Source organism: Vibrio sp. AIC-3 (genome assembly GCF_013114515.1).
GTDB lineage: Bacteria > Pseudomonadota > Gammaproteobacteria > Enterobacterales > Vibrionaceae > Vibrio > Vibrio crassostreae_C.
Genome location: NZ_VTXG01000004.1, coordinates 176,755 through 202,145 on the forward strand (window position 1 = coordinate 176,755; position 25,391 = coordinate 202,145).

Annotated in this window: 21 protein-coding genes; 3 read left to right on the top strand and 18 right to left on the bottom strand. The window is 43.3% G+C overall.

Features of this window, described 5'->3' with window-relative positions; translation table 11 throughout:
- Positions 1 to 148 precede the first annotated feature (148 nt).
- The 18 genes from F0229_RS05035 to F0229_RS05120 form a co-directional block, all read right to left on the bottom strand.
- A complete protein-coding gene (locus F0229_RS05035; protein ID WP_171732385.1) occupies positions 149 to 4,570 on the bottom strand; it encodes a DUF6701 domain-containing protein in 4,422 nt (1,473 codons plus the stop codon).
- Positions 4,571 to 4,572: 2 nt separating this feature from the next.
- Positions 4,573 to 5,001 carry an MSHA biogenesis protein MshP gene (locus F0229_RS05040; protein WP_171732386.1) on the bottom strand — a complete coding sequence of 143 codons (429 nt, stop codon included), beginning with the start codon at positions 4,999 to 5,001 and terminating at the stop codon, positions 4,573 to 4,575.
- Entirely contained in the window at positions 4,991 to 5,731 is a 741-nt protein-coding gene (locus tag F0229_RS05045) for a prepilin-type N-terminal cleavage/methylation domain-containing protein (RefSeq protein ID WP_171732387.1), read from the bottom strand. Before F0229_RS05045 ends, F0229_RS05040 begins: the two co-directional genes overlap by 11 nt.
- Complete coding sequence (locus F0229_RS05050; RefSeq protein WP_171732388.1) at positions 5,731 to 6,300, bottom strand: prepilin-type N-terminal cleavage/methylation domain-containing protein; 570 nt, start codon at positions 6,298 to 6,300, stop codon at positions 5,731 to 5,733. Before F0229_RS05050 ends, F0229_RS05045 begins: the two co-directional genes overlap by 1 nt.
- Complete coding sequence (locus tag F0229_RS05055) at positions 6,297 to 6,815, bottom strand: prepilin-type N-terminal cleavage/methylation domain-containing protein (RefSeq protein ID WP_171732389.1); 519 nt, start codon at positions 6,813 to 6,815, stop codon at positions 6,297 to 6,299. Before F0229_RS05055 ends, F0229_RS05050 begins: the two co-directional genes overlap by 4 nt.
- A gap of 142 nt (positions 6,816 to 6,957) precedes the next feature.
- Positions 6,958 to 7,452: a type II secretion system protein gene (locus F0229_RS05060; protein ID WP_171732390.1), complete on the bottom strand. Its 495-nt coding sequence runs from the start codon at positions 7,450 to 7,452 to the stop codon at positions 6,958 to 6,960.
- Positions 7,453 to 7,487: 35 nt separating this feature from the next.
- On the bottom strand, positions 7,488 to 8,063 hold the full coding sequence (locus F0229_RS05065) for a prepilin-type N-terminal cleavage/methylation domain-containing protein (RefSeq protein WP_017061353.1): 576 nt from the start codon (positions 8,061 to 8,063) through the stop codon (positions 7,488 to 7,490).
- Positions 8,064 to 8,142: 79 nt separating this feature from the next.
- Positions 8,143 to 8,598 carry an MSHA biogenesis protein MshF gene (locus F0229_RS05070; protein WP_171732391.1) on the bottom strand — a complete coding sequence of 152 codons (456 nt, stop codon included), beginning with the start codon at positions 8,596 to 8,598 and terminating at the stop codon, positions 8,143 to 8,145.
- A 3-nt stretch (positions 8,599 to 8,601) separates the two neighbouring features.
- Positions 8,602 to 9,825: a type II secretion system F family protein gene (locus F0229_RS05075; RefSeq protein WP_171732392.1), complete on the bottom strand. Its 1,224-nt coding sequence runs from the start codon at positions 9,823 to 9,825 to the stop codon at positions 8,602 to 8,604.
- A gap of 12 nt (positions 9,826 to 9,837) precedes the next feature.
- The gene (locus F0229_RS05080; protein ID WP_065676167.1) at positions 9,838 to 11,562 is read right to left on the bottom strand and encodes a GspE/PulE family protein; all 1,725 of its coding nucleotides are present in this window, start codon (positions 11,560 to 11,562) and stop codon (positions 9,838 to 9,840) included.
- Positions 11,552 to 12,727, bottom strand: coding sequence for a lipopolysaccharide assembly protein LapB (locus tag F0229_RS05085; RefSeq protein WP_171732393.1), 1,176 nt, complete (start codon positions 12,725 to 12,727; stop codon positions 11,552 to 11,554). The genes F0229_RS05080 and F0229_RS05085 overlap by 11 nt, the downstream gene beginning before the upstream one ends.
- A gap of 2 nt (positions 12,728 to 12,729) precedes the next feature.
- Positions 12,730 to 13,569, bottom strand: a complete 840-nt coding sequence (locus F0229_RS05090; protein WP_017061348.1) for an ExeA family protein — start codon at positions 13,567 to 13,569, stop codon at positions 12,730 to 12,732.
- 53 nt (positions 13,570 to 13,622) lie between these two features.
- Positions 13,623 to 15,260: a pilus (MSHA type) biogenesis protein MshL gene (gene mshL / locus F0229_RS05095; RefSeq protein ID WP_017065932.1), complete on the bottom strand. Its 1,638-nt coding sequence runs from the start codon at positions 15,258 to 15,260 to the stop codon at positions 13,623 to 13,625.
- Between the two features lie 15 nt (positions 15,261 to 15,275).
- Positions 15,276 to 15,608: an MSHA biogenesis protein MshK gene (locus F0229_RS05100; protein ID WP_171732394.1), complete on the bottom strand. Its 333-nt coding sequence runs from the start codon at positions 15,606 to 15,608 to the stop codon at positions 15,276 to 15,278.
- Complete coding sequence (gene pilO, locus F0229_RS05105; RefSeq protein ID WP_017061345.1) at positions 15,601 to 16,248, bottom strand: type 4a pilus biogenesis protein PilO; 648 nt, start codon at positions 16,246 to 16,248, stop codon at positions 15,601 to 15,603. Before pilO ends, F0229_RS05100 begins: the two co-directional genes overlap by 8 nt.
- Positions 16,248 to 17,690 carry an MSHA biogenesis protein MshI gene (locus tag F0229_RS05110; protein ID WP_171732395.1) on the bottom strand — a complete coding sequence of 481 codons (1,443 nt, stop codon included), beginning with the start codon at positions 17,688 to 17,690 and terminating at the stop codon, positions 16,248 to 16,250. Before F0229_RS05110 ends, pilO begins: the two co-directional genes overlap by 1 nt.
- Positions 17,691 to 17,692: 2 nt before the next feature.
- Positions 17,693 to 19,708: an RNase E specificity factor CsrD gene (csrD, locus tag F0229_RS05115; protein ID WP_171732396.1), complete on the bottom strand. Its 2,016-nt coding sequence runs from the start codon at positions 19,706 to 19,708 to the stop codon at positions 17,693 to 17,695.
- A gap of 161 nt (positions 19,709 to 19,869) precedes the next feature.
- A complete protein-coding gene (locus F0229_RS05120) occupies positions 19,870 to 20,421 on the bottom strand; it encodes a single-stranded DNA-binding protein (protein WP_017062970.1) in 552 nt (183 codons plus the stop codon).
- A 278-nt stretch (positions 20,422 to 20,699) separates the two neighbouring features.
- Here F0229_RS05120 and F0229_RS05125 point away from each other — a divergent pair, with 278 nt between their 5' ends.
- The 3 genes from F0229_RS05125 to uvrA all read left to right on the top strand — a co-directional run bounded on the left by F0229_RS05125 (position 20,700) and on the right by uvrA (position 25,358).
- Positions 20,700 to 21,347 carry a LuxR C-terminal-related transcriptional regulator gene (locus F0229_RS05125; RefSeq protein ID WP_029235092.1) on the top strand — a complete coding sequence of 216 codons (648 nt, stop codon included), beginning with the start codon at positions 20,700 to 20,702 and terminating at the stop codon, positions 21,345 to 21,347.
- 157 nt (positions 21,348 to 21,504) lie between these two features.
- On the top strand, positions 21,505 to 22,377 hold the full coding sequence (galU, locus tag F0229_RS05130) for a UTP--glucose-1-phosphate uridylyltransferase GalU (RefSeq protein ID WP_017061340.1): 873 nt from the start codon (positions 21,505 to 21,507) through the stop codon (positions 22,375 to 22,377).
- 149 nt (positions 22,378 to 22,526) lie between these two features.
- The gene (uvrA, locus tag F0229_RS05135; RefSeq protein ID WP_017061339.1) at positions 22,527 to 25,358 is read left to right on the top strand and encodes an excinuclease ABC subunit UvrA; all 2,832 of its coding nucleotides are present in this window, start codon (positions 22,527 to 22,529) and stop codon (positions 25,356 to 25,358) included.
- Positions 25,359 to 25,391 lie beyond the last annotated feature (33 nt).

The window sequence follows — 25,391 nt, forward strand, 5'->3', positions numbered from 1 at the left end:
TCTTCGCTCATCCTGCAAGAATTAGAAGACAAAAATTGCACTAAATGTACCAATGCCTTGCTGTTACGGCAAGGCATTGAAGTACAAACATGGACTGAAACCCGCAATTTCTTACAGATTCCTAACTTAAGGGGCAAAAATTATATTATTACTGACCTGTTAAGCCACTTTCACCTCGGTAGATCACACGATCGTTACCACGGTATATACCAAATGTGACGACGGTGGATGGATCTTCATCACCCAGTTGGCGCCAGTTGTAACGTAGCCATGGTTGATCTTGATCACTGCCACTACATGAGATGTTATTTCCGCCATCGCTATCAGGCTCAGAGTCATCCATTCTTAACCACAGACGAACTTGCTCACGTGGCGCGTCTGTTCCTGCTGGCGTATTTTGATTTGCTGTGACCTCTTCTTCTCCATCATCCACATTTCCACTACCGCTAAGTGAAACTAAAGTGGTTGCCGCCCCTTCACTGTGCCAAATAACTTGTTTACAAGTATTAGCCCCATTGAAGGTACTGCGGTCATCATCCTCGTTAACAATAAACTCGCTGCCATCCCAGAACTCAGTTCGCAGCGGAATAGTTAGAGTAGTACCGGAATTACCACCAATATCATCAAGCGCCATTCGGCCATAACGAGCTGGAGGCTGGACCGGAAACTCGACAGAATCAGTCAAAATATCAGAGTCAGTAAATGAAACAGGATCAACTCCTGCAACGGTCAAGCCAAAGTGGGTAATAGTGGAGTTAGCATCTGAAGTATTAAACGGTGCATCTCTGCGGCCAACGTCATCTGAATCCGTAACTCGCTCAAGAACAGAGGCACTATCGTTCAACAACCAATGCTTACGATCATTAGACCAAGACCCAGCATCCGTATCTAGCAAGAAGCCGTTATCTATATTGCTATCATCTAGAACACCAAACTTTGCTTGTAGTTCTGTATTAAAGAATCGGTAATTATTAAGCGCATTATCCGTATCACCTTCACCTTCACCTGATGCCATTGGATATACTTGGTGAACTGTAGAGTCATAAGGTTGACTCAAATAAGCAATGTCGTTTTGATTCGCGACATTCCATTCAGGGTTCTCTTGCAGGAAGTACTTCGGATAGAAGCGGCCAATTGATTTACTTCCAGAAAATCCACCAAGAATCTTGCCGTAAAAGCTGCTCGAATCTTCAGTCACTTCAAAATTTATACTACCAACTTCTGAATAATTTAAACTTTTGAATTTATAACCATTATCATTAGGACTAATATCGGAACTAGACTGAGTCAATTGGCTACCAGGCTCTAAGCTACCAAGCACTGCACCATTATTGCTAGGAGTATCCAGAGTATGAGTTGCAACGACAGCACCAGAGGACAGCAAATAGTTTTGTGTTACTAAGCTATTGTTACACGAAGGGTTAGCGTTACTCGAGAATCTAATTGGTTTAGCAAACACGTCAAACTCTTCCCCCGCTGCAACAAACGCATTCCCACCACTGCTGTTACCATCAGAATTGCTGCCCGTACAGATTGCAAATTGCCAAGGGCGAGAGTTAACCAAGAAGCTACCTGAAAGTTTATCAGTACCACTCTCAGGACAACCCGAGATCTCACTACAGTCAAAGCTGTTGTCGGTCAACGTTACTTTGAATTGACCTGATTCTTGAATCGAAAGTGTATCGGTTGTTTCACCGTTATCACTCACCTCAAAATCAGGCGTATAATCTAATAAGGTTATCGCACTATTTCCGTTCGCAGGTTGAACGATACCTAAACTAACTTTAGGGGTGCCTACATAATCTTGTGATAAAGAAGAATCTTGCGAATTACAAGAGGATACCTTTGCCGTCACGAGGTAATCATCCCCAGCCACAACAAACTGTTCATCAACATCGAACTTATAAGGTACAAAGTTAATTTTTGATGCAGCCGTTTCTAAATCACCATTCCAAGTACCACTGGCATCATAACTCTCTAACTTAGATGAAGATAAGTACAAAGTTTTTTGCCCATTAACAAAGTGACTTTGGTAATCCCCCGAAGATGTAGAGCAACTGTTTCCATTCTCATCTTCACACCACTTCCCAGTAGAATTTGGTGAATGTGATGCAGTGAAGTTATCTTGAACGGTGCTAATCACGTTGCCATCATCATCTACGACTTTAAACTCAACCTCAGCGACCTCACAAGTTAGAACATGAGAATATTTTGGGGTAACGACAAGAGAACCAGTTGGAAGTGGAGGAAGTGGACAGCTATAGTCAGGTTTATTAATAACTAAACCACTCTGCGAAACAACGCTCGCAGCAGTAACTGCGCCTTCCACTGTAAGTAAGTTTGGCAGGTTAAGTGTTTTCGCTAAAATAAAGCCTCTAAAGTTTCCTTTCAACTGTACAGTTGCATCTGGAGCATAAATGATTGGGTATGCGTTCTCATTAACAATATCGACGCTATTATTAAATTTAAAGCTTGTAACTACATTTATTTTAGAGCTATTTTCAAATATAAAATCACTTCGGCTTGTATCCGAAGCCAAAAAGTTATTAAAAGTTACTGATGATTGTTCAGGGATAATTAATACTAAACCACTACCATTTGATATTTCGAAATCATCAATATATAAACCATCTTTAAGGTGTACCCTTATTTCTGGATACTCATTGCCTAAATCATTTATATATAGTCGTTTCAAGTCTTCATTGATATACACATTAGCATTAGCTCCTGCTAACTCAAATGAACACAAGTTTGACGCATCACATCTAGACTTGATGTTTTTATCAATAGCTAGGCTCTCTGTTACAGAACGACTCGGAACATTAGGCAACAAACTATGGTCAATCTTTCGTCGGTTTAGTTGACCATCCTCATTCCCTACAGCACAACCTAAATCATCTCCACAGACATCATGGTTGTACATTTGATTTGTACCTCCCTCTAAATCAAATCCGACTAAAAGCAAACTCTCGGGATCAGGATTAGATGGACTCCAAGATCGATCATTGTCAATTGAAAAAGCATCAAGATAATCGGGAGACCAGCCATTGAAAGTTGTGCCCCACCCATTATTAATAATCAATGAACTCTCAACCCCAGTCCAACTTTGGATAGGCTCAGGAAACAAGTTACATACGTTAACCGGAATCTCGACCTCGGGAATTTCAAATGCGAAATAGCCTACTGATTCATAAGCTCCATGTTTACGAGTACTAAGAGAAGTAGCATCTTCATCAAATGCGAATGTAAATTGCGACTCTCCTCCACTCACATACTGCTTACAATAACGTAGCCAACCACCATCACCACCATTTCGGGTTTGCTTATTAGCAATAACACCAAACTTATTAAAGTTTTGATGTAGTGATATTTCGTTATTCAGACATGACCAGCCTATAGATTTACCTGGCTCTATTTCAGTTTTTTGGTTGTAGGTACCAGGCGCTTGGAAAAACTCTATTTTTGATGTTTTAGACTCATCTTGCCCTGAAAAAGTAGGGACAGCTAAATAAGCGATTTGCTTAGCTGAAGAAGTTGGCCCTTGTCGACCACGCTCTAGAGCAAGCTTAAATTTTTGGTTAGTTAAACCAGAGATAGCTGTTGTGGCCCAATCTCGGTCCTTGCCCTGAACTTGAGCCATGATCACGGGGTTTGTAATATCACCTCCCTGATATGAGACCGTTTCCCAATCAGAACTGCCACAGGCATTGCCTTTACATTGAGCCTTAGAAGTTATGATGTTTCCAGCTTCACCATAAACCTTGGAACCATTATGATCGTAAAATGTTAACCTTCCGGGATCGGTAACAAAATAATAAATAGGTGACATTCGATCGGTTGAACTATAACTCTCAGCCGATTCACTTTCTATTGTTGCGCCTTTCTTTGAGTCCCAAATAGTTGCAACACTAGCCTTTGTTGGCACACTATTCACGATATCATCAGGATCGATAGTCGACATTAAGAATACAATTGGATTGTCATATTGCTTCTGAAACAACAAGTTACAACCATAAGTACAATCCATACCTTCAATAGAACCAAACTCATATTGAACATCCTCCAAATCAGGGACTGGTTCTTTTTCTCCATCGGCACACTCAACTACAACGGTATCACCTGACACTTCTAAAGTACCATTACCACCGTTTATCACAATTGAAGTAGTCTGTTTCTGTTCATATCCAGAGCCTGTATCAAGCTTGTAAATGAGACTGCCGTTTTTACCATTATTAGAAGTCGGTCTATAAATTAGGAGAACTCTTTCTCCTGGATTCACGTTCTGATCGGTTATCTTAGCGTTACTACCACTAACGCTGGACCACAATTTAACTACAGAGTTATTTGACGTAAAAGTGATCGTGACAGGAGTTGGGTTTGGAATAGTAAAAGCAACAGAAAAGCCATCTTGTCTTTTTAGATCATTACATTGTTCAGGAGAAAATTCGTCAGCTATCGAAACGAAAGATGTCCCACATAAAACAATCATGACTGCAGTGAGCTTCAAAAAGTTCGCGTAACAACGAGGAAGATTTTTAATGGCTCTAAAAAGACCAACCCATAATTTCATACTCACTCCCTCACCCAAACTTCTTGAATTCGTTGCACTTGGTTAATACCTGAACCACAAATGGCTGTTGATTCAATTTTGAAAAAGCCAACACCATCTAAAGTACCAATTTGACGGCAGGTTAATTGGTCAACAGTACAGATGGTCGACATACCACTACTCACTTGATTTGAGTTCAAGTTACTACACACGGTGCTCACACTGGTTGAGACCGCAGGCGAAACAGTTAATGGATAAACTTGAGTAAGTGCCCACTCATTTGCAGAATGCGCTAAAAGCCAAGCCTGAGTTCCCAGTTGTTTACGTGTCAATGTATCGTGATTTGACCACTGAACTTGCACTAAAGAAGTCGCGAGGAAGCCCATCACCACAATAACAAATACTGCGACGACCAAAACACTGCCTTTTTGAGATGATTTACTATGGCGCATTAAGTACCTGCACATCTTGTTGGTAAACACTTACTTCGTTGTTTTGCTCAAGTACAAGATCGATGTGAATCACGCCACCTTTTTGTAAACTTGGCTCTTCGTAACGAAAATTACTGTCGGCATAATTGATGCTATCCGCAACGGTCACTCCATTGCGCTGAATTAGACCTTGATTCTGAATAGTATCGTTTACTAAACAGTAACTCACAGAGGCACTTTCATCGTAGATATAGTGGCGCTGAGCGATTGAGTGGCTACTAATACTTATAGAAGGAGCCGTAAATACATTACCGGTTGAAACCAAGCCCGAAACTGGAATTCGCTTAGTTGAACCAGCCACCAACTCAGAGTACGCGGTTGGGTTGATAATAAGGAAATCATCTGCATCGAGTATTGGGGAGTCTTGGCCGATAATAAAATTCAGCTCATCTGTCGCTTCATCAAGGTGATAAAAGCCTGAGTATTTAATAGCGTAAAAAGTAAGACATTTTTGAGCAAAAACCGAAGCCGGAGTAATACTCGAATCAAAACTGTTAGGGACCGCGTGACTGATTTCTCGCGACATTTTCTCAACAACAAACTGCCCTTTTACTTGCACCTTTTGTCTATCGATAGTGTCGACATAACCTTTCATGCCGTATTCAACAAAGCCTGCGATCGCTAAACCAATCACACCTACGACGACAATCGTTACAATCATCTCAATTAAGGTAAAACCACGTTGCTTCATCAGTAGTTCCCCTTGTAAGCGATAACGCTGTAGCGGTTGTTGCCACCAAAGATCTGTAACTCAACACGCTTCATCGTGCCAATAGCATTATCGTTAATACCATCCATGTTTTGATCGTAAAATACGGAGACTTCAACTCTAAAATTGGCATAACTGCCTTCAATATTTTCATCTAGGATATTAGCAAGTGGGTACTTAATAGGAGATACACATGCTGATTCAGTGGTATCGGTGTACCAACAGCCAATATAATCATCGACATCATTAAAAGCAGCGGGCGTTGCCTCTGAGCCATCAACACCAAGTTCATTAGGCGCAGAACAAGCAGTCGCACCTGCATCCCCACAACGCACCAGACCACCATCAAAATCACTGTGTTCATCAAAGCCGCGAGCTAAAATTTGATTCATCAAACTCTGGCCTAAGGCCACGGAACGGTTTTGATATTGTGGGTCTGCTGAACTTGCCACTTGTGGTGCTAAAAAACTACTAATCGTCACCATCGCAATACCCAGTACGATAATCACAACAATACTTTCAATCAGAGTAAAACCACGTGAGCGAATCATAGACACGCCCCTTCACTCACATAACCTTGAGAATTGATACACACACTGGCTTGGTTTTGCGCTGAGGTAATCAAGATGCTCACACCACTACTGGCGGTATCAAGCGGGTTACCGAGAAGATCAAACGTAATTTGTGACACTGAAGGTGTAGTACTAAACGAGACTTGATCAGCTACAACTAAATCGCTCCGAGAGTTAGGGTCACTAGCACTGCAACCTCTTGAACTACCAATACAACTAGCATTGATAGTTATGCGGCTGCGCAGACAAAGTTTTTGAAGATCAAGGTTACTCGTATCGTTACAGTAATTGTATAAGTTGGGGATATTGGTTTGAATGCGATTCACTTGAACCTGACGAATCACCGAGATAATTTGCTCTTGCGCAGTAAAAGTGGAATAGCTAGAAGTACCAACGAAGCGACTCGCGGCAAACGTTGAAATAATACCGAGGATAATGATAACGATGATCAGCTCTACCAGAGTAAAGCCTTTGGATATGGGGCTGTTATCCATAATGAGCCTCTAACTGCCTAGCGAATACTGATTATACAAGATAACGAAACTTACGATCTTATGTATATGAATAGTTTTGATATTTTTGTGTAGTAGATAGAAAAAAGGCCAGCAGGTGCTGGCCTTAAACAATGCAGACTAATTAGTCACACGCAGTGTTTGGTTCGCTATCTTCACCAGGAACCACAATAATAGTTGTAGCTGGAACATTGGCCGCTGTCGCTTCTGAGTATCTTACACAGCTACCATTGAAGTTTTGAATACCGTAAACAAGCGTAGCGTCAGTACCAACAGTACCTGTAGAGCTTAATTCTACAAACTCACCTGATTGATCAATGGTAGCGCCAATACCAGCTGAAGTTGCAATAGGGTAACCAAAAGAATGAGCAATCCCGTCGATAGTTGTTGCTGCTGCGCTTGCCGCTACATATTGTTGCCCTTCGATACCTTCAATTGCAGCTTTACCATAAGAAATGCCCATAGCACCAGAAATAGCCCCACGTAAACCTTGCAATGTCGAGTTCTTCGCATCATCTTGCAGGTTTAGGAAGCGTGGTGCCGCAGTTACAGCAAGAATACCTAGAATAACAATTACAACCACTAGTTCGATTAGGGTGAAACCGCCTTGTCTTTTCATAGTTAAGCTCTCTCTATGTTTAATTTTACGCAGACTTACTGCAAAGTTACGGTCACACGACCAGTTTTAATTTCGTAAACAAATTCATGCTCGGTACTACCTTCTAATTGAACGTAAGTACAGGTTGCATCACCTGAATTCGCTTGCGCTGAATATTTGTAATTTGAGTCATTAGCGATATCTGAAACCGCACCAACTTTAGGTGGGTTTTGCAGCAAGTTTTCCATCAACTCAGAACATGTTTCATCTGAAATATCTTGTGGAGCAGTGCTCGAATTATTGTTCAGAGTCCACGGATAGCCATCACGAAAGTCGGTCTCGACGTTGTTACTGTTTTTTGATCTTGTTAACCAAAAATCAACACCATCATAGTTTACAGTATTGTATGTTTCAACACCTATCTTCTCTGATGGCCTAGCCTCTGCTTCCCACTGTGCTCTTGCTGATAATACTGCGGTTGCAAAACCACCAGCCACGCCTTCAATACTGGATTTTTTAGCCTCATCTGTCACATCTAAGAAGCGGGGTAAAGCCGCCACTGCCAATAAACCAACGACCACGATCACTATGACTAATTCGACAAGGGAGAAACCCTTTTGATTCTTAAGCATTTTCTACCTACTCATCTAATTATTAACGCGCATTATACATTCGCGCTCGTATAAAACCATAAAAAAACTGTCAATATTTTCACAAAGCCAAAATATTGGCTTTTACACTAAACCTTTCTCTTTCGAGTAATATATCTACCTGATATTTATCAGCATAATGATAACTACAGTGAAAGTGTATGTTATCACTTTTATCTTCAACTCTTGGAGAGCTTAGCCCTAAAATGCTCCCTTGAGGATATAATTGATCCAGCCAATAATTACAGTCTCGCTCCGTACCTTGGATAGGCATTACCCACCCAGTTCTGCTGTAGATCTTTGGGGGTTCCGAGCCTTCTACTTGCCCAGCACCCGATAACAAATACTGCTGTTTGAACAAATTGGCTTGCTCTAAAATCCGCTTGCTCGCGACGATAAATGCCGTGTTAGTCGCTTCTTCTTCTACCGTTTTGAATGCCGAAAGCACACCGACAATAAGAAAAAGAATAACCACTGTCCAAATAACAAAACGTGAGCGTTGTAGGTTATTTAGCATTCCCTAGCCTTTGATCGCATCCAACATTCCCCACATCGGCAAGAAGATACCTAGCGCCAAAATCAGCACCATGCCTGCAACGATGGTTAACAAAATGGGTTCAATTCTGGCGGTTAAGGTTTTCAGATCGTAATCGACTTCGCGGTCATAAAAATCAGCCACTTCAAGTAATAGCTCATCAATACGACCCGTCTCTTCACCGACGGAGATCATTTGTATCACGAGCGGTGTGAAAATTTCGCTGTTAATCGCGGTCGACGAAACCGTACTACCGGCTTCAATGGCCGATTTCATGGCTTTAACTCGCAACTCTAGAAAACGGTTATCTAAAGCTTCCGCCGAAAGCGCTAGCGACTGGTTCAGTGGAACACCCGCTTTAAGCATCAAAGCAAAAGTACGCGAGAAGCGTGACAACAGTGCTCGATTCACTACCCCGCCAATGACCGGCATTTTTAAGCGTAATCGATCCCACTTTTCCAAGCCTTTGTCTGTCTTCACCCAAGCTTTAAAAGCGAAGATAAGACCAAAGATCACTCCAAGCATTAAGCCCCAGTAATTCACAAAGAACTCAGACATACCAATCAAGATACGAGTAGGCAGCGGCAAGTCGACACCAAAGCGCGCAAACATGCTTGAGAACTGTGGAATAACCTTGATGTTAAGAATGAACATTGCAATCAAGATAAAACTGATCACGAATGTTGGGTAACGCATCGCAGTCTTAATTCGTTTGCGAGTCTCAACTTCTTGTTCGTAATATCCAGCTAATTGCAGTAAAGCCTGATCTAGACGGCCTGTGTTTTCACCAACGCCAATCATCGAGACAAACAACGGACTGAATACCTTTGGGTGCATCTGCATTGACGCCGCCAACCCACGACCATTAGTTAACTCTGCAACCACTTCTTCTAAGGCGGCTTTCAACTGCTTATTTTCACAGTTTTGAGTTAGGCCTTTCATCGATCTTAATAGTGGTACACCCGCTTTGGTTAGGCTGTATAACTGTCGACAAAACAGAACCAACACCTCTAATGGTACACTCGGAGAGAACAGGCTCGATACATCCATATCTAAGACTGAACCACCACTTTTGCCCAGTTTGATAGAGGTTGGAATGATCCCTTTACTCATCAAGCTTTCAGCAGCAAGATCTTCGTTATTCGCGTCTAATTGCCCACTTACTTGGCTACCATCAGAGCTGCGACCTACATAACGATACGTTGGCATATCATTCTACCCCTACAGATAAATTGGGTCAGTGGCACCGGACGCATCACCTTCGCCAAGATGCATTATCTCATCAAGACTCACGACACCTTGCAGGGCCAGTTCCATCGCAGAAGCTAACAGCGGCTTGTAGTTTTCAGACTGTCTCGCAGTTTGAGCAAAACCTACCGCATCATTCGCTCTTAGTGCATCCATCATGTTTTGCTCTAGCTCCAACATTTCAAAGACACCAATACGCCCACGATAACCCGTTAGGTTACAGTTCTGACAGCCACGCCCTTTCATAAATGGCACGCCCACCTGATTTGGGAAGCGAACGCTCAACCATTGCTTGCGAGGTTCATCTAGCTCATCTTCAACCTTACAATCGTTACACACTTTACGAACCAATCGCTGTGCAACTACTGCTCGAACCGCGCTCGCGACCAAGTAACCTGGAGCACCCATATCCATCATACGCAACGCACTGTCTACCGCATCATTGGTATGCAGCGTACTTAATACTAAGTGACCGGTCAGTGCAGCTCTCAAACCAATCTCAACGGTTTCATGGTCACGCATCTCACCAATAAGAATGATATCGGGATCCTGACGTAGAAAGGTTCTCAAGATAGTCGAGAAATCGAGGTTGATCTTAGGGTTTACCTGAACTTGATTCACACGAGGAAGGCGGTATTCCACCGGGTCTTCCGCAGTAATGATCTTTTTACCCGGTTCGTTTAATTCACTTAACGCGCCGTATAAGGTTGTTGTTTTACCTGAGCCGGTTGGGCCGGTAACCAAAATCATGCCATGTGGACGGCGCAATTGTTGACGCAGACGAACCAACAGATCACTCGGTATGCCCGACTCTTCTAGTTTACGTAGGCCCGCTGATTGGTTAAGAAGACGCATAACCACTGATTCACCGTGCTGTACTGGCATGGTCGACATACGAATATCAACCGACTGACCTTTAGCTCGGATATTAAATCGGCCGTCTTGAGGAAGACGTTTCTCTGAAATATCGAGGTTTGCCATCAGCTTCAAGCGCAGTACAAGTGCCGAAGCAATATTCACCTCATTCAGCAATGTTTCATGCAGCACACCATCAATACGCTGACGAAGACGCAATACGTTTGAATCTGGCTCGATATGAATATCCGAAGCGCCAACCTGAATAGCATCTTCAAATAGCGAGTTGATCAGCTTAACGACGGTAACTTCATCACTGTCTTCTTCAGCGATATCGAAATCAAAGGCATCATTAACTTGGTGTTCAGCGTGAAGTTGCTCAGCAAACGAGGCAATCTCTTTGGTTCTTCGATAATAGCGATCGAAGCCATCAACCAATTGCCTTTCTTGAGCAACAACGAATTCCAGCGCGTAATCGCCGAGCTGACCAAGCAAAGACTCTTGGGCAAACAGATCGGCTGGGTCGCTCATTGCAACACGCAAAGTGTCACCTTGGCGTCCAATAACCAATGCACGAAGGCGACGAGCATGTACTTCGGGTAAAAGCTGTACTGCTTCAACATCGACAACGGCTCGGCTTAAATCAATAAGAGGAATCGCTAACTGCTGCGACAAAAAGCTCAGCATTTGCTGTTCTGACAAGAAGCCAAGCTCAATTAGCGCATCACCCAGCTTACGCCCAGTACTTTTCTGAGCGGCCAGTGCTTGTTCAACTTGAGCCTCAGTGATAATGCCTTCTTCGACAAGCAAATCACCAAGTCTTTTTCTTAATCTAATTTGCATCGCCGCTCTCCTCTAAAGCATTGAGTATTTTTAACCGGTCACGCACAAAGCTTTGTGATTGAGATGAGATACCGACTCTGGTTAACGCACCTTGGTATGACGCTTTAGCAGCTGTGAAATCGAGTTGACGTTCTTGCTGAATCGCTAAGCCTAACCACCAGCGAGCGTTATCTGAATCGACTTCAACCAACTTTTGATAACTCTCCAGTGCGATTTCTTCTTGCTGTGATTTTTGGCTCAACGCCGCACGCATTGCTAGATACTCTTGAGTTGGATGCGGAGGCATGTGTACTAAAGGGCTCAGCGCCGCTTCTGATTGATTCGCTTTAACCAGCAGTTTAGATAACCCTAATCGCAATTTTTCACTGTTGATGTTGAGCTTGATACCAGACTGATAAAGCTCATAGGCTTTGCGAGTATCGCCTTTACCAAAATAGAGAATCGCAAGTTTCTGACGGACATCTTCATTTCGTGGCGTATAACGTAGAGCTTCAGTGTAGCCTTTCAGAGCACCAGTAAGATCATTCGCATCAAGCGCTTTTTGAGCGCGCCCTTGTGCATTCACAGATAACTGCGCAGGTGTTAACTCAACCTGTTCGATCAACATTCCGTTATTTTCTGAACCACCAGAAGTTACTGACTCATTAGAGATAGAGGCTGAAACTGTTTTTGCCACACTAGCAACGTAAACTGGTTGGGGGATGTCAGTCCTAATCGTTTTAGGCGTGCTTAGAGGTTTAGCCGGTGTTTGTTGTTTTGTTGCTTTTGGGGCAGACATAACAACTGATTCGGAAACACTAGGCTTAGATTGAGCGCTTTTTGCCATCGCAGTGTTTTCTGTTGAAAGGATCGCAGAGTCTAGTGTCACCAATTTCTTAGTTGGCGATGAGATAGGTTGAGCAACTCCCTGAATGCCATTTGAATCATCAACGACAGAGACTTGAACCTGTAAATCTCGAGTTGAGATTGACTGCTCAACAATAGACTGATCAATCACAGGGCCTTGCGATATCGCCCAACCGCCCATCGCTAAGCTCAAAGTAAAACCTGCAACAACCCAAACTAGGGGGGAACGCGTTTTTACTTTAGGTACGACTGCCGCTTCAATCGAAGTCGCTGACTTTTTCTTTGCCAATTCAGACAAGGCGTTGTTAATGACGCTCATAATTAATTCCAACCCCACAGTATTGGCGTTTTAAATTTAGGCTTACACACATCGTACGTTTCATGCATAGCTGAAAAAAGATGTTGGTTGTCGATACTTTTCTTATCTTCACTGAACGAAAGCAATAGAGCCTTATGGCAAAGTTGGTTTATCAATCTAGGGATACCTAACGACGAACGACAGATCGCCTTTTTTTGATTCAAGCTGAATAACTCAGGACTGCCACCAGATTTAGCGATTCGATTATCAATATAAGCCACCGTTTCATCGAGATTCAGCGGTCTCAGTGTCGAACTAAATGTGATTCTTTGGCGAAACTGCCTTAGGTGATAAGCCTCTAATCGAGCATCCAATTCTGGCTGACCTAATAGAACAATCTGCAGCAGTTTTTTATCTTCCGTTTCAAGGTTACCAAACAACCTTAATGTTTCGAGCGCTTCATCCGATAGAGCCTGAGCTTCATCAAGAATAGCCACCACTCTTAAACCAGAATTGTGCAATTCAATGAGCTTATGCTGAATGTTATCAACCAAGGTTGCTTCATTATCGACAGCTAAACCAAGCTCTGTTGCAACCGCCTGGCGCAAGTCTGCCCCTGATAACACAGGGTTTGGTAAGTAGATCAGAGCTGTACAGTCATGTAGGTGATTGACCAACATCCGGCAAACCATGGTTTTTCCAGTGCCTACCTCTCCGGTCACCTTAATCACGCCCTCGCCCATTTCCAACGCCGAGATTACCGTCTGAATCGCTTCGAAATGAGGCGCTAAACCATAGAAGAAATCGGTATTCGGCGTTAAGGTAAATGGCAGTTGTTCAAAACCAAAGTGAGCTTGATACATACGACGACCTGGCTTAGTGAGACACTGCCACTCTATATAGAGAAAATAAGCAATTACTCTTCATCAGGGAACCACTGTTGAAGAAGATCACGTGAACGCTCCAACTCATTTTGCCAAGTATTCACACCCACGATCGTTGGCTTAAGCAAGATCACGAGTTCAGTTTTTTGCGTTAACTGATTGGTGTTACGGAACAAATGACCTAAGGCTGGAATATCACCGAGGAATGGAACTTTAGAGGTCACATCACTGGTGTTGGATTTCATCAAACCACCAATAACAACCACATCGCCATCTCGAGCTCGAATCACTGAGTCAGACTCACGAATAGAGCTTTTCGCCAAAGGAAGCTGCACCACACCCGTTGTAGAACCAAGGTTGAGCTCTTTCACTTCTTCCTCGACCTCAATAACGGCTGGGTGAACATGTAAGAATACGCTACCTTTATCATCTATCTGAGGGGTCACATCTAAGGAGATACCCGAAAAGAACGGAGTTAACTCAACCTCAGGTGCGACGTTCGCGTTGTCACCACTGCCTACCGCGCTAGATAAATCCGTCACGTAGTATTCGTCAGTACCCACTTTGATAACCGCTTTCTGGTTGTTTGCAGCTGTGACTCGTGGGCTTGATAGAACGTTCAGGTCACCTTGAGTATCCATAAAGCTCAATACCGCTTCAAAACTGCCATCTGAGATCGTTACGTTGGTTTGCCCGCCTAACAAAGAGCTGATCGCATCTAATGGAGGCAAAGTTCCACCAGGTCGATCAATTACCACACCGCCGCTGCCAATCGACTTAGATAAATTAGACCAGCTAATACCTTGTTGGTAACCATCACTCAAGGTTACTTCCATGATTTTGGCTTCTAGGATAACTTGACGCTGCAGGCGTTTTTGAGAAATACCTAAGAACTCTCGAACCTCACGAATTTCGTCAGGGTAAGCACGCACTGTAATCACACTCGCTTGCGGGGTCACGACAACGCTTTGCCCATCGCCCGAGCCAATTAAGTGAGCAACCGCCGCTTCAAGCTGTGGCCAAAAATCACTTTCAGAGGTCGTTTCAATCTCTGTACCACCATTCGATGTCGAGTTTGATGAATTAGAAGAGTTAGATGAATTTGACGAGTTTGAGTTCGAGTTTGAAGAGCTCGATGAATTCGAATCTGAGTTAGAGATCGTACCGGTGGTGATCGTCGTTAGTGAGCGACCAGAACGCTTAACTTGTAAGTAATCGACAGGGATCGTTACGGTGCGAAGACCGGCAGGATAAACTTGAATCACTTTGCCACGCTTTTCAATATCGTAGCCATACATATCTTGAGCAACAGCCAGTACCTCATCTAACGTCACGTCCGTTAGATTAAGCGTAAGGTTTCCAGACACACTTGGGTGAATAGCCGCACTATATTCCGTACCTTTCACTAAGCTGGCAAAAAAAGTTCTCGCTTCAACGCCTTTTGCCTGAATACGAAAACGCTTAACCGTTTCCATCCCCGGAGACATCGAGTCAGAATTAAGCTGAGGCATAAGGTCATCTTGAACCGACGAAGGCAGCTCATGAAGCGCTCTGCTATTGGCTTCATTAATTGATTCGTTTAAAGACTCTTTAATCTCAACAGGATCTCTATGCCCCATCGAACAGCCGACTAAAGATGACACTAGGATTGCTACTACAAGTTTACGCATGTCTTCACTCTAACCTTAATTATTCTTAACATCTAAAGAGAACATCTCTAATTTCCACTGCTTAGAGCTTCTCTGCAGAGTGACGTATTCTGGATCTATGTTCTTAACTCGGTACCCTCTGATCGTTTCCCCTTGTCCGAGAATCTGACCATTCATAATCGCATAGCAAGGCGTATCTCCCTTACACACGATGCTTTCTAAAGAAGGCAAGCGATAACGAGTTGGTGCTTTCTTAGCTGGCGCCGTTTTCTGTTGAGGTGAAAGCCAGCCTAATGGCGCCGTGGGATCTTGCTCAGCCCACACAAAAGAGCTACTAAATAGCAAGGTCAACAAAAGAGTTCTAACCACCGATAAACTCCTGTCTAGTACCTAATGTGTAAACCTCGAACACCAGTCGAGCTTTAGGATATTCTTCTACTGAGTATTCAAATGTGCGCCAGTAGTAACTCACAGGTAGAGACTCAAGTGCTTGAAGGTAAGCTGAGATATCAAAGTAACTGCCGGTTAGCTCCATTCTTACAGGGTGAAGAAAGTAGCCTGAATATTCGCTGGTCTCTTTATTGTTCGAAATCGCTTCTGGTTTTAATGACTCTAGCGATTCAAGCTTTAGTCCATTACCGGCGTTAAGAACGCTCTCCAGTAACTGCGACATTTGAGAAGGTGTGATTAATCCATCAACAATCTGAGAAAGCTGAAGAGAGAGATCTTGGCTCTCCACCAGCAGCTTTTTGTACTCTCGATTAATTTCTTTGTCTGGGTCTTTGTTTAACTGAGCTTGCAGAACAAGTAACTCACCTTGCTGCCTTTGATTCGATTGAGTCAGGCTGCTCGCCTTGGCATTTTTAGCTTGTAGATCAAGATACGCAGGCTCAACCAATAAGGTGAACAACAACATCGATAGGCCAACAAAACCACACACAAAAAGTAGCCATTTTTCTCTTTGACTTAATGCAAGAAACTTATCGCTCAGCTGGTTCCACTGCTGCATTATTTACTCTCCCGACGAGTACTTAGCTCAAACGTCACCACATCCTGATCATTACGGCCAATTTTTAGTTTTTCAAAAGTGCGTCCGACTAAATTAAGCTCACTTTTAAACTGACCAATCCAGTTCGGAACGACATTTGCGTTACGAGCCAAGCCACTAAGATCTAAAGTATCGTGGGTCATGTAGATGTGCGAAAGAGAAATGTCATTTCGGCCTAATTTAGCTAAGGAATTCATGACGCCAGAATACCCGACTTGTTGGGATTCGTCGTATTGTCCAACAGCCTTCAAAGCCTCTTTTTTAGCCTCAGTCTCACGTTTGAGACGCGCAACCGCCGCGACTTTCTCTGGAGACGGTTTATGCTGAGTTAACTTACTATTCAATTGGTTAACTTGCTTGTTAAGTTGATTCGAGTCTTGTTGCAGGGCTGTTAGCTCTTTATCTAGATTAGAAACTTGATACTGCATTGCGAAGTAACTACCAAGCATCAAAACACAAATTACTCCCCAGCTCGCAACAACATTGGTCAGCGTAAAATATTCTTTTTTAGGCTTAAGGTGTTCAGGGTAAAGATTGACCTTAAACGTCTCTTTTTCAGCTGCAAGTTTAAGCAACAAACACTCTGAATTATCACGCTCACCTTCAACCAACAGTGAAACTGTCGAGCTCAATGTACTGTTTAAGGCACTTTGTAACTCTGCTTCATCTTCTTCGTCACAACAGATTTTAAGCTGGTGAAGCTGGGTGCCTTTAATTTGAGAAGAAAGGTAATCAATCGAGCGTTGAAGCTCTAAAGCGAGGCCATCTAACTGCAGAGCACTTGACGCAACACCCGTTAAAGGTGGCACAACACTGCGGATGGTTCTTTGAAAACAAACGGTATTTTCGACAAACGCACCCAATTTAAAGTGTGAATTGACGCTACGTTGTAAAAGAATGAAATTAGACAGTTCGCCTGCACTGTAACCCCAGATTTCATCTTCAGGAGCAACACCTATTAATTCAACCTGAGCCGAATTAGTGATATTCAAAAGCTTGTCCAACAGCTTTTTAGGCAGGACATATACTTGCAGCTTGTTCGACGTTGGTAACGCGACCGCACTCGCAGTAATTTCCGTGACTCTTTCTGAAACAAGATCTTTGAGTAAAAAAGGCAGTGCTACCGACCATTCACTCTCTGGAATGTCCGGTTTATCAATTTGGTAGGTTTGGTAGTAGTTAGCACAGACAATCAGTTGGACGCTATTACTGGTAAACGCCTCACTGCTAAGCGATTTTTTTAGCGCACTCTCCCAGTCCCCATTAACCACGGGAATGCTGGCTACTTGAGGATCTTGTTCTGTCGATGAAATATAAATGGCGTCATTGCCCAGCAAGACAACTTGCGAGCTACCTTTATTATTCGTTGGCTTTATTTTGTCTAAAATCGCTTTAAAATTCATTCTTAACTACTACTCTTACGCCATCGATTTCTTCGTCCAACTTTGACAACAGATTCCGCTTTCGCGGCTTTTTCTGCTTGATTAGGCAAAGGGATAATTTGTTGTTCTTCGTCGAAATATCTCCCTTGATAGCCGTTAATGCCTAACTCTATCAAGGTATTCTTTTCTTGTTTTGTCTCGACTCCAACGGCAATAACTTGAGTTGGAGAATCACCACACGCCCCAATTAAGCTTCGAACAAACAGTTGGTTCTCATGCCTTTGGTCGATTTTCTTTATTAGGCTTCGATGAAGCTTAATATAATTAACCTTCAAATCCTTTATATAGTGAGTGCTAACAATGGTTCGCCCAGCTTGGCCAACCACAACTTTACACCCTAAACCTCGCAACATCTTTGCCACCGGTCTCATATAATCAAGATGAGCAATCAAGTGCCCTTCTGGAAACTCAAACGCAAGCTGAGAGCGGTGTTGAGCAGAGAGCTGTAACAACTCACTCCTAAACCACTTAAAGTGCTGTTTATTAGCAAACGGGGTAACATTCAGATTCACTGAATAGTTGATAGGTTGAGTTGATTCTTTCAACGATTTCAACACAACCTTTAGAACCGATTGGTCCATTTGAGCTTGATAACCCACTTGCTCTACCGCAGGCATAAATCGAGACGATTTCAATAAACCTTTGTCAGGATCCTGAATTCTAGTAAATATTTCTCTATGTAATTCATTAACTTGACCAGATTCCGGCATAAGATAACACCGCTGAGCAAAGATTACTAAATTTTCAGGAAGCAGCGCTTTATCAAGTAATGTTCTCCAACGAACACTGCCTCTATCAAGCTCATTCTTATTCTCTTTCGGGTAACGGCTCCAGTTATTAATACGCTCTAACTGAGCACTCTTTAGTGCCGTTTCCGTTTCATCCATGATCTGGCTATGACGCTCACCTTCGGTATACATGGTCACACCAATATGACACCAGTTATCCGACTCTAAAGGCTCTGGCGGAGTTAGCTTATCTAACTGCCTTAAACACTGAGCAGCCAAGGTCGCAATATCTTTTGCGCCCTGATGAGGGATAAATACAGCAAAGTCCGCTTCGTAATAGCGAGAAAAAATGACATCGGGATAGCGTTGAACGATATTCGACAGTACTTCACCGACTTCAATAATAAAGCCGTCTGTGGTTTGCTTATCGTTAGCATCACTAACTTGCTCCCATTCGTCGATACGTATCAGTAACACACCGCCTCGAGCACCACTTTCATGCAGTGCCGATTCCAGCTTATTATCGAATAAAACTCGGTTTGCCGTTCCCGTGAGTTTATCTAGGAAAGTATGGGTACGAATAAAGGTATCAAAGCGACTTCGTTCTTGACGAGCATCTTGTAGCTCTTCAATCAATACATCTAAGGCTTCGCTTGCGGTATAAGGCCACTCTCGCTCATCTCCCTTTGCATGAGCTTCAACCTGACCGGCCAAGATCATTCTTCCTCGCTCTTCCAAGATTTCAGAACCCATGAGTTGTTCTTTCAACCAACGAACACCGCGAGCAAGACAGAACAGAACCAATGCGACAGCCAAAGTAATTGACCACATCGCTTCCATTGAGTAGTTGTAGCCAATATAAGGAGGAAGTGCTTTAAATTCGATTCGGTAGCCTTGATTACGCTCTAAAATGAAGCTTTTCTCATAAAGACGATTGGGATCAATTTGTGGGGAGGTATCTTTGAAACGATAAACGATGCCGGTCTTGTTCGAGAGTTTCATCTCAACAATATTGCTCGCCTGCAACATCTTAGGCATCCAACGCTGCATTGAATACGCGGCGTCAGGGTCTTCCATCTCTTTATCTACAACGTCGACAATGCCAACCAAATAATGGTCTAAATATTCCTGTCCAATACGCTTAAAGGAAAGTGTGCCACCAATAAAAAGAATGAACATCGCGCTGATCACTATCACGGTGACAAATGCGACCAATCGAGTGCTCAATTTTAGTGTCGGGGTATATCTCATGAATAACGAAATCCTTTTCAACTCACATTATACCGTATTGCTACTTATACTATAAATTGACGTTGTAAATAAAGCGTTAAGAATTGTAGGTAACAAAAAGCCGCGATGAACGCGGCTTTTTCCAATTTAATACTGTCTTTATAATATATTAAAAACAGGGATTAAAATGGGATGTCATCATCAAAATCCATTGGCGGCTCATTATATTGAGGTTGAGCCTGCTGAGGAGCTTGTTGAGGTGCTTTTGGCTGCTGTTGAGCGGGAGCACTGTATTGTTGTTGCTGTGGCTGCTGTGGCTGACCCCAACCACCTTGCTGTTGGTTGTTACCCATGCCACCTTGAGCAGGAGCACCACCTTGAGCACGGCCGCCAAGCATTTGCATTACACCATTGAAGCCTTGAACAACCACTTCAGTTGTGTAGCGATCTTGACCGCTTTGATCTTGCCATTTACGAGTTTGAAGTTGACCTTCAATGTAAACTTGAGAACCTTTACGTAGGTACTCACCAGCAACTTCCGCAAGCTTGCCAAACAGAGCAACACGGTGCCATTCTGTTTTTTCACGCTGCTCGCCAGTTGCTTTATCACGCCATGACTCTGACGTTGCAATGGTAATGTTCGCTACTGCGCCGCCATTTGGCATGTAACGAATTTCAGGGTCATTACCTAGGTTACCCACTAATATAACTTTGTTAACTCCACGGCTAGCCATGATTTGCTCCGTCTAAATTCATAGTCTCAGAAAATTTTAGCGCACAAGAATAGCATGCTTTTCTACAGTGATAAATCGCATTCCTATTCTCTCCTCACTACAAAGAATAAAAACGTAACAAATCATGATATTCAGAGCGATGTTGCTTTTTTCTCCACTTACAAACCACTCATTTACTTTGATAATTGATATTCAACGCAAGTCACTATCAAGGCGCTAGAGAAGCTAAAGCCTGCATGACAACGTGGAATCTAATCCCACTCAAACAGGACGTTTCAATGAGAAAATCAAGATACGCTCGCACTTTACACTTTCTGTGCATCGACCCAAACGATACCTATCTACATGTAAAAGAGATAGAAAAGCATTTATCTATTGTTCTCTACAAAATGACACCCGACGAATTAATGCTAGTTGATAGAAAGCGGAGTAACCGGATCTTGCTCGTCGATTACAGAGAGGTACCACAACTACTGATTATTTGTCCTAACCTGACTGTTATGTGGAAAAATCACGAAATCATTTTATTCAATGTCCCCCAGCAACTTCCAACCTCAGAGCTTCTTACCTATGGGGTACTAAAAGGACTCTTTTACAACACTGAACAAAAGGACAAGATTGCTCGTGGTCTTCAAGAAGTCATTGATGGCGATAACTGGCTGCCAAGGAAGGTAACCAATCAACTGTTGTTTTATTATCGCAATATGGTCAATACCAACACCACACCAACCAATGTTGATTTAACCATTCGTGAGATCCAGGTGATTCGCTGTCTTCAATCCGGGTCTTCAAACACACAAATCGCCGATGACTTGTTTATTAGTGAGTTCACGGTTAAATCTCACCTCTATCAAATATTCCGTAAGCTTGCGGTAAAAAATAGAGTTCAAGCGATAGCATGGGCAAACCAGAACCTGCTTGCATAATCGACCCACCTCTTAGTCTGACGATAATTTTGAGGGAAGCTCTAGTAAACCATGGCTATTGTTGCTGAATTTTCGACATAACTTATGCTAGAGTTGCCCTCAGAAATATCAACCACTCAGGTTGAATCAATAATTATTATAGATAAAGGGTCTTATCATGATCAAAAAGTGCCTTTTCCCGGCAGCTGGCTACGGTACACGTTTTTTACCTGCAACCAAGTCAATGCCTAAAGAAATGATGCCTGTAGTAAACAAACCTCTGATTGAATACGGTGTAGAGGAAGCTATCGAAGCTGGTATGGATGGAATGTGCATCGTTACTGGACGTGGTAAGCACTCGATCATGGATCACTTTGATAAAAACTACGAGCTTGAGCACCAGATTAGCGGCACCAATAAAGAAGACCTATTGGTTAATATCCGTGAAACGATTGAAGCGGCAAACTTCACCTACATTCGTCAACGTGAGATGAAAGGCCTTGGCCATGCTATTTTAACGGGTCGCGAACTTGTAGGCGATGAACCGTTCGCAGTAGTACTTGCTGATGACCTTTGTGTGAACGAGCAACAAGGCGTGCTAGCTCAGATGGTTGCGCTATACAAACAGTTCCGCTGTTCTATTGTTGCTGTACAAGAAGTTCCAGAAGAAGAGACTCACAAGTACGGTGTTATCTCTGGCGAAATGATCAAAGATGACCTTTTCCGAGTTGATGACATGGTAGAGAAGCCAGAGCAAGGTACAGCACCAAGCAACCTAGCGATCATTGGTCGTTATATTCTGACTCCAGATATCTTTGAATTAATCGAGCAGACAGAACCAGGTAAAGGCGGCGAAATCCAGATCACTGATGCATTGCTAAAACAGGCAAAAGCAGGCTGTGTATTGGCTTACAAATTTAAAGGCCAACGTTTTGACTGTGGTAGTGTTGAAGGCTATATCGAAGCAACAAACTACTGCTTCGAAAACCTATACAAGAAAGACCAGCAGCAAATCGAGCTAGGTAAACACTCGACCAAGAAAGAAGCATAACGACTGGTTAATCACTAACGTTACTGATTTTAGAAAGGGCGACTCTTTGAGTCGCCCTTTTTGTTTACTGTTTTTTTATCCAGTAAAACTTTGCACAAATCTCACTCTATGTAATACTTTAGCCACTTAAAATTACATGGTCTATTGAGATGGATAAAATAGAAATTAGAGGCGCTCGTACGCATAACCTCAAAGACGTCAACCTAACCATTCCACGTGACAAACTGACTGTCATCACCGGATTATCGGGTTCAGGAAAGTCGTCACTTGCGTTTGACACACTCTACGCAGAAGGTCAGCGTCGTTATGTTGAATCTCTGTCTGCTTACGCTCGTCAATTTCTATCTCTTATGGAAAAGCCTGATGTCGACCATATTGAAGGTCTGTCTCCAGCTATCTCAATAGAACAAAAATCGACTTCACATAACCCTCGCTCAACCGTCGGTACCATTACCGAAGTCTATGATTACCTCAGATTATTGTATGCGCGAGTAGGCGAACCTCGCTGTCCAGACCACAACATCCCTCTAGCAGCACAAACCATCAGTCAAATGGTCGATAAGGTCTTAGAACTGCCTGAAGGCTCAAAGATGATGTTGATGGCACCGATTGTCAAAGAGCGCAAAGGTGAGCATGTTAAAACACTGGAAAACTTAGCTGCGCAAGGCTTTATCCGAGCCCGAATTGATGGTGAAACCTGCGATCTATCCGATCCACCAGCACTTGAACTTCATAAGAAGCACACCATTGAAGTTGTGGTAGACAGATTCAAGGTTCGTCCTGATCTTCAACAGCGTTTAGCCGAGTCATTCGAGACCACATTAGAGCTATCTGGCGGTATCGCTGTCGTCGGCTGGATGGACGAAACGGATCAAGAAGAGATCGTATTCTCTGCTAACTTCGCTTGTCCTAAATGTGGTTACAGCATGCAAGAGCTTGAGCCTCGCCTGTTCTCATTTAATAACCCGGCAGGAGCATGTGGTACGTGTGATGGTCTTGGTGTTCAACAGTATTTTGATCCAAGCCGAGTGATTTTAGATGAGAACCTAAGCATTGCTGAAGGTGCGATAAAAGGTTGGGATCAAAAGAACTACTACTATTTCCAGATGCTAACGTCGCTTTCAGAACATTATGGTTTTGATCTGTATGCGCCATTTAATTCTCTACCGAAAAAGACTCAAGAGATCATTCTAAAAGGATCAGGTCGAACTGAAGTGGAATTCAAGTACATCAATGACCGAGGTGATATTCGAGTTAAGCGTCATCCATTCGAGGGCATTTTAAATACCTTAGAGCGCCGTTACCGTGATACTGAATCTAGCGCGGTGCGTGAAGACCTTGCCAAATACATCTCAACCAAGTCGTGTTCTAGCTGTGATGGCACTCGCCTGAGACTAGAAGCTCGCAATGTTTTCATTGGTGATACAACACTTCCGGAAATCGTTGAACTTAGCATTGCTGACGCACTACAATTTTTCCAAGAATTGAAGCTAGACGGTCAACGTGGGCAGATCGCAGATAAAGTGATGAAAGAGATCAATGATCGTCTGCATTTCTTAGTCAACGTTGGTTTGAACTACCTTAACCTATCACGCAGTGCTGAAACGCTGTCTGGTGGTGAGGCGCAACGTATTCGTTTGGCGAGCCAAATCGGTGCCGGTTTAGTTGGCGTTATGTATGTACTTGATGAGCCATCAATTGGTCTCCACCAGCGCGATAATGAACGTCTATTGCAAACCTTAATTCACCTGAGAGACTTAGGTAATACGGTACTTGTTGTGGAACATGACGAAGATGCAATTCGTTGTGCTGACCATGTTATCGATATCGGTCCAGGAGCAGGGGTGCACGGTGGTCACGTGGTGGCAGAAGGTACCATGCAAGACATCATCGAAAACCCGAACTCCTTGACAGGCCAATACCTGAGCGGTGCTAAAGAAATTGCAGTGCCTGAAAAGAGAACGCCTATCGACAAGAAAAAGGTCGTCGAGATCGTTGGCGCAACGGGGAACAACCTAAAGAATGTGACCGCGACAATTCCTGTTGGCTTGTTCAGTTGTATTACGGGCGTATCAGGTTCGGGTAAATCAACGCTTATCAACGATACCTTCTTTAAAGTCGCCCACACTCAATTAAACGGTGCCACGACTGCAGTTCCAGCAAAGCACAAAAAGATTAAAGGGTTAGAACATTTTGATAAGGTAATCGACATAGATCAAAGCCCTATCGGTCGTACACCAAGATCAAACCCTGCGACCTACACAGGGATTTTCACCCCTATTCGTGAACTATTCGCGGGCACTCAGGAATCACGTTCTCGTGGTTACAAGCCAGGTCGATTCAGCTTTAACGTTCGTGGTGGTCGTTGTGAGGCTTGTCAGGGAGACGGCGTAATCAAGGTAGAGATGCACTTCTTACCCGATGTGTATGTGCCTTGTGATGTGTGTAAAGGTAAGCGTTATAACCGTGAGACTCTAGAGGTCCGCTACAAAGGCAAAACCATTGACGAAGTTCTAGAGATGACTGTGGAAGATGCTCGTGAATACTTCAACCCGGTACCTGTTATCGCTCGTAAACTGCAAACTTTAATGGACGTTGGCCTCTCTTACATTCGCTTAGGGCAAGCAGCTACAACCTTATCTGGAGGTGAAGCTCAGCGTGTTAAATTAGCGCGTGAACTGTCTAAACGAGACACGGGAAAAACCTTATACATTCTCGATGAGCCAACAACAGGCCTTCATTTCCACGATATCCAGCAGCTACTGACGGTATTACATAGACTGCGTGATCACGGTAATACAGTTGTCGTGATTGAGCACAACCTAGATGTCGTTAAAACAGCAGACTGGATCCTAGATCTTGGCCCAGAAGGTGGGCAAGGTGGTGGTGAGATTGTTGCAGAGGGTACACCTGAAGATGTGGCGTTAGTCGAAGGTTCACACACTGCTCGCTTCCTTAAGCCTATGTTAAATTTGAAGTAGGTGTAAAATAGCGCCCTGCGGGCAGACAGAAAA